The organism is Streptococcus ovuberis, assembly GCF_012396585.1.
GTDB lineage: Bacteria > Bacillota > Bacilli > Lactobacillales > Streptococcaceae > Streptococcus > Streptococcus ovuberis.
The window spans coordinates 1-5,440 of the sequence record NZ_JAAXPR010000039.1 but is presented as its reverse complement, the minus strand read 5'-3'; the positions used below and the strand labels follow the sequence as shown (position 1 = coordinate 5,440).

The following is a 5,440-nucleotide window of genomic DNA, read 5'->3' as shown; positions in this document are numbered from 1 at the left end:
GATTTCAACTTATCAGTACCAACTACTTCACTTGATTTTTCTCCAATACCTAACTGAGGTATGCTGATTCCTGTAACAGTAACCTTACTATTTGCAGGACCATTCAAATAAACAGAAAAGTGGCCACTAGCCCTCTTTTCGTGTTTATAATTCCTAACAAGCTGTACAATTTCTCCTGTTGCATTTCTTATTATCTCTGCACCAGGTAATGATAAATTAACTGATGTTGGATCCACATCAACAATAATGGTTAAATCAGACAACAAATAATCTTTAGATTTATCATATCGATAACTATTAAAAAAACTCATAGGTGCTTCAGTTCCCAAATAGATATTTGAATCTTCACCACCAAATAATAAATGCGTTTGAGTATTTGAAAAAACAATATTCCCTGTATATACCTTTAAACCTCCATGATAGCTAACTTTAGTTCCAGGAGTATACTTGTCAATATTATCTCCTAATTTCACAGAAGCATTTTTTGCCGCTTTTTTAAAGGTATCATCAATCTTTACTGACATACCAGAAACAAAATCTGAAATACTATGTCCCATTTCTTGTAATTCTTGTACTACACTATTCCCAAAAGCTACAATTTCATCCCAATTAGAAACTGTAAAACCTAATAATAGAACTGCAGCAAGCCCAATTAACGCAACAGGTATAATTGCTGGATTTAACGCAGATAATGTCATAGGTAAAGCACTCATAGTAAATGCCTCAGCTTTAACTGGTTTAGAGCGTAATGAAACAAACAGCAAAAGCATAATACAAATAACAACTTTTAACTTCCTAATAAATTTTCCCATCACCATCTCCTAATAAAAAAAGGATACCAAAGGCATCCTTGAATTAGACGAAGCTCTTAATCAAACGTACAACAACTTTAACTCCTAGTACCGCACCTAGAATACCCATTGCTGCTGGAGCTGCAGTACCTACTGCACTAGTGATTGATGTAACAACGCCTTGAACTGCTTCTGCTGTAATCATTAGCAAGTCCTCCTTTTATTTCTGCCCACCCACACCTACCATTTTTTAGATAAATTGCCTAAAGAACTTATAGAATAAATAAAGACAAATAAATGTTGGAATCAAAACAATTCCATAAGTGAAAACCATATCCGACTGTTCTTTATTAGTTTTTGTATGATCTTCTTGCATTTTTACCAATACCTTCAAATTTTCCTTATTTTCCGTATTAGCTTCATTATCTTTACCTAATTCAGCTAATATCTCATTCATCAGTTCATTCGATTTTTGTAATTCAGTCAACATTTCAACATCTAACGATGCAGTCCTTTCTTCAATCGACTTAGAAAGTTTTTCAAGAGATTCTAAAATTTTCTCATCGATCGTTAATTCACCTTTAGATATTCTTTCTTCTTCTTTTTGTTGCTCTTGTCTCTCCCTTTCAGATTTGGCCCTCTCTGCACTAATCAAAGTTTCATTGATTTTTTTTAATTCATCTTCGATTCTCAAAAAGCTTTCATTCTGCAACTTAAAAAGCTCATTTGTTACTTCATTCATACATCATATTAAGCAGCAATATCTACAGGAGCTAATTCTCCAAATTTTTCAAATTTAATCCGCTTAGTTGCGATATTTAAACTCATCAACATTTCACCTTGAGCAGGTAGCTTAACATGTGCAATCTGAGCATATTGCTCTGGTGTTAGACTGTACTTAACCGGCAACAGTCCAACAGTATTTGCGGGATCTTCATTGATTAAAGGTAATACCCAACAAGAAACACCTGTTACTTGTTTACCCGTTCGTTCATCAATAAAATCATAAGGTCTTGCACCAAGAACTAAAACTTCATTTTTCATTTTTTTACCTCCTGTTTTTTCCTGGTCAACTATATATTCGCATTTCCTTAAAAAAATATCTTGAGAGTGGTAACATTTTGTACATTTATTTCACGGTTTATTGACGACAAGTAACCTGGGACTAAACTTAGAAAATCGTCCGTTGGTCGGTCTAATGCCCCACCAACACGATTTCCAGTTTAATCTGTCCCAGCTTATCGTCAATAACTTTCGCGACATAAAACGCGTCCTAACTTTTGTGTTATAATAATCATTGTCGCAATCACTAAACAGCGCAAGTTGGGAGGTGAAATCTTTATGCGTACATTTTTCAACCTTGTTTTGCTACCGTTACTAATAGAAATATTAGCAAACGTAATCTCGGAATGGCTAATCCGTTTAGCAAACAAAAGCGACAAAAACAAACAGTAGCCTGAGTGCCCTGAGCAAGCACAAAAAAACACCCTTGGCTGGCACCTTGGGTGTTTTCTTTATGCGCTTATATTCTTCAACCTTTTAAGCACCTTTATTATATCATAATTAACCAAACTTGTCACATTTTGATGAAATAATTCTGTCTACTAGCACTCCAGATAGCTACAATCTTAGTACCATTCGATACATCTTCACTATCATCTGTAGTATGAACCAGGTCTCCATTTTCGGCATCATCCATAGCTAGTCTTTTTTTAATTTCCTTAAAAATTCCTCCATACCCTAATTGACGTTTTCTGTATAGGCCATTATAAAGATCTTCTACAACATGAGCATTTTCTAAACTTAATTTAAAAGGTTTAGTAGGATATTTAGCTGTTTCTAAAATAGCCCCCTGTAGCCCTTTTCCTTGGTCTTTAACTGCTCGAATATCAACCATAGGTATATAATCAACTTTAAGCGACTTTGCCCATAAATCTCCCCATTCTTCCTGACTCAAGTAATTATCAGCATTTTTAAAATAAGAAGATTTAACAAATAAAAGCACATGTATATGAGGGTGATATTCATTTGTTAATTCATTATAAGTTACTTCAATAGACCGTAGATATCCAAGTAGATTTCTTTGAATCTTAGCTCTCTTAAATAATCTATCAAAAGATTTTGTTAGTTGCGAAAGAGTGCCATTTAATTCCGAACCTGGAACATTTTTTACTGTTAAAGTGAGAAACAAGAATCTCCCCTTGGGGTACTGTTTCATAGCTTCATCTACAATACGTGAAGTCTGATAGGAGTATTTCATCGATCTTCTCCAATTACACATAGAACATAATTTATTTTTGCAAAAGTATGCCTGATATAATTTTAAACGACCATCTGACTGACGATAAAAACGAAGAGCATCTGCACAAGTTGCAACCCGTTCAACCATCGTTTCTTTATAATGCAATTCCTCAAAAATTTCTGATAATTTTATACTTGCTATTTTACGTCCTCGCCAGTCTCTATCCTTTCCCTGACTGTTTTTGTCAGCAAGTACTAGGTCTTGATTTTGGTCAAATTCCATGTTATAATTTACCTGTAATTACAAAAAAAGTTAAAAAATCTCCTTTGTTGATTCCTTTCTTTTGATTTTTTCTAAGCAACTAAATTATAACAGAAAGCTTTCAACCTGTAAAGGTGGTTTTTTTTTACCAAAAAACCAGTAGTATCAATGGTTTGAGCCCACAAAAACCACCAGAGAAACCCCGTGAATTATTTCTATATGTATCAAGATAAGAAGGAAGCCCCTAACGGGGCTTCCTCAAAGGGGCTTTCAGCCCCTTTTCAAAGCTCTGCTATATTTTTTGCCAATTGCTCAATCTTGGCATAACTATCATATTTTTCACGTAATTTTTTTGACTGAACAAAATTCTTCCGCCATAGACGCCTTAACTTAAATTTCGCTTCTGGCCTATCACAGACTGCATTATATTCCTCAGCATCAAAAGCCTTTGTGAAAGTCCAACGGCCAAGAAAGGTACGACAATCAACAACCTCAAAAGTCTGTTCTCTAAGCTGCTTAACTACTCTAGTAAACACCTGTGACGTACCTACTATTTTTATTCGTTGCTTTCTTTGCTGAGTAATTTCAGCAAGAAGACCTTCAGGAAAGTTTTTCCAAGACGAACTATTATACTCATTCTGAATTTCATCGATAGCAAATATTACACCATCTAGGCCATTTCGTATCTCAAAAATTTGCTTCCACGAAGTCATCGGGAAATTCTCGTGAACATATCCAAAATTAGTACAAATAACCGCTTTTGGATATAATTTTCTCATTCGTTCAAGATACTCAACCATGGCCATCGTCTTACCTGCTCCCTGCCGGCCACAATAGAGGGTCAATCCATACTCTCTAAACTCTCGTCCATTTTTCAACCTCATAAATCCATCATGTATTATATAGGCTAAAAAAACCAGGATTTTCTTATAGAACGATTTTTTGGACAATGTTTCAAAGCGTAGTTCACCACTTTTTTTTAATTTCATAAACTCCCTCCAGAAAAGCGCTGCAGCTTGCAAGCAAGCATGCAGACGCTTTTTTCTTTCTCTCGTTTTAATTTATAAAAGGAATGCGGTGAACTACCCAATTGATAACCTTAACCGCAAATAACGTTACATAAAAGCCAGAAATAAGTCCAATACAAATAAAGAAATCTGATACTGGTATTATTGCTGAAGCATTATATAAATAATCATAAATACCAGCTACACTTTCTGATATTGAACTAAAAAAGGTAACTTTTGGAAAAAGACCAATAATCCATTGCAATATATTTATACAAACATCTATTAAACCTTGAATCATGATCAATCCTCCGCCACCTTATAAAATCTTCTAAAAAAGAATAGGCCTGTAATTAAATAAAAGAATGCTCTCAGGAAATTTTTTAAAATAGGACTGTACCTCATAACCATATCTCCTTGAACAATAACCACTTCTCCAACATTAGGAATATATACTTTCAAATCATCAAAACTAGCCTTATCAGTAAATCTAAAATCAATAGGAACTAGAGCAGGAAATTTACCATCAAAATCAACTTTCAAATCAGATATTCGTGATTTTAACCAGGTCTCATCAACTGCAAATGCCCAAGTAATAGAATCTACAATGACTTTACTAATTGCTCCTGGTATAGCTAATATAGCGTTCAAAATATCTGCCAACCATTTCCATAATGCTTTTAGCCCATCTAATATAGCCGCAGGTAGCCCTAAAATAGCATTTAATAGCTTTTTAAGCCACTCCCATAGGTCTGTAAGCCAACCCAGACCAGGAACAGCACCTGCGCCTGTAATAGCTCCTGTAGCTGTCCCTGCCTCAGCAATACTATCTTCTCTAATCTTTGCCAAATTATCGGTCTGCGTTTGAGTTAATGTCTGGTCTGTAATATTTGGTAAATTTAACAATGTTGCTCCCCTAACATCTGCAGCCCTATCAAAGGTCACAGTTGTAGTAGCATCTGGAAAAGCGGTGTTAATATATTCATCCACCTTTCCACTAGTAATAGCACCTGATTTCAACTTATCAGTACCAACTACTTCACTTGATTTTTCTCCAATACCTAACTGAGGTATGCTGATTCCTGTAACAGTAACCTTACTATTTGCAGGACCATTCAAATAAACAGAAAAGTGGCCAC

General features: G+C 34.9%; 8 protein-coding genes. All 8 read right to left on the bottom strand.

Annotated elements, in window-relative coordinates; genetic code table 11:
* On the bottom strand, positions 1–812 hold an 812-nt coding region (locus tag HF992_RS11530; RefSeq protein ID WP_168550141.1), incomplete at its 3' end, for a hypothetical protein.
* Positions 813–855: 43 nt separating this feature from the next.
* Positions 856–996, bottom strand: coding sequence for a hypothetical protein (locus tag HF992_RS11525; protein ID WP_168550140.1), 141 nt, complete (start codon positions 994–996; stop codon positions 856–858).
* 45 nt (positions 997–1,041) lie between these two features.
* A complete protein-coding gene (locus HF992_RS11520; RefSeq protein ID WP_168550139.1) occupies positions 1,042–1,533 on the bottom strand; it encodes a hypothetical protein in 492 nt (163 codons plus the stop codon).
* 8 nt (positions 1,534–1,541) lie between these two features.
* Positions 1,542–1,835 (bottom strand): hypothetical protein, encoded by a 294-nt coding sequence (locus HF992_RS11515; RefSeq protein ID WP_168550138.1) that lies wholly within the window; start codon positions 1,833–1,835, stop codon positions 1,542–1,544.
* A gap of 532 nt (positions 1,836–2,367) precedes the next feature.
* Positions 2,368–3,315 (bottom strand): protein rep, encoded by a 948-nt coding sequence (locus tag HF992_RS11510; RefSeq protein ID WP_168550137.1) that lies wholly within the window; start codon positions 3,313–3,315, stop codon positions 2,368–2,370.
* A 260-nt stretch (positions 3,316–3,575) separates the two neighbouring features.
* A complete protein-coding gene (locus HF992_RS11505; RefSeq protein ID WP_168550136.1) occupies positions 3,576–4,283 on the bottom strand; it encodes a hypothetical protein in 708 nt (235 codons plus the stop codon).
* Between the two features lie 67 nt (positions 4,284–4,350).
* The gene (locus HF992_RS11500; RefSeq protein ID WP_168550135.1) at positions 4,351–4,602 is read right to left on the bottom strand and encodes a hypothetical protein; all 252 of its coding nucleotides are present in this window, start codon (positions 4,600–4,602) and stop codon (positions 4,351–4,353) included.
* Between the two features lie 2 nt (positions 4,603–4,604).
* Positions 4,605–5,440 (bottom strand): hypothetical protein (locus HF992_RS11495; RefSeq protein ID WP_168550134.1); only part of this gene is annotated, 836 nt, incomplete at its 5' end.

Excerpts from the sequence above, each read along its gene's own strand:
- HF992_RS11525 (WP_168550140.1), bottom strand. The coding sequence starts at position 996 with ATGATTACAGCAGAAGCAGTTCAAGGCGTTGTTACATCAATCACTAGT.
- HF992_RS11520 (WP_168550139.1), bottom strand. The coding sequence starts at position 1,533 with ATGAATGAAGTAACAAATGAGCTTTTTAAGTTGCAGAATGAAAGCTTT.
- HF992_RS11515 (WP_168550138.1), bottom strand. The coding sequence starts at position 1,835 with ATGAAAAATGAAGTTTTAGTTCTTGGTGCAAGACCTTATGATTTTATT.
- HF992_RS11510 (WP_168550137.1), bottom strand. The coding sequence starts at position 3,315 with ATGGAATTTGACCAAAATCAAGACCTAGTACTTGCTGACAAAAACAGT.
- HF992_RS11505 (WP_168550136.1), bottom strand. The coding sequence starts at position 4,283 with ATGAAATTAAAAAAAAGTGGTGAACTACGCTTTGAAACATTGTCCAAA.
- HF992_RS11500 (WP_168550135.1), bottom strand. The coding sequence starts at position 4,602 with ATGATTCAAGGTTTAATAGATGTTTGTATAAATATATTGCAATGGATT.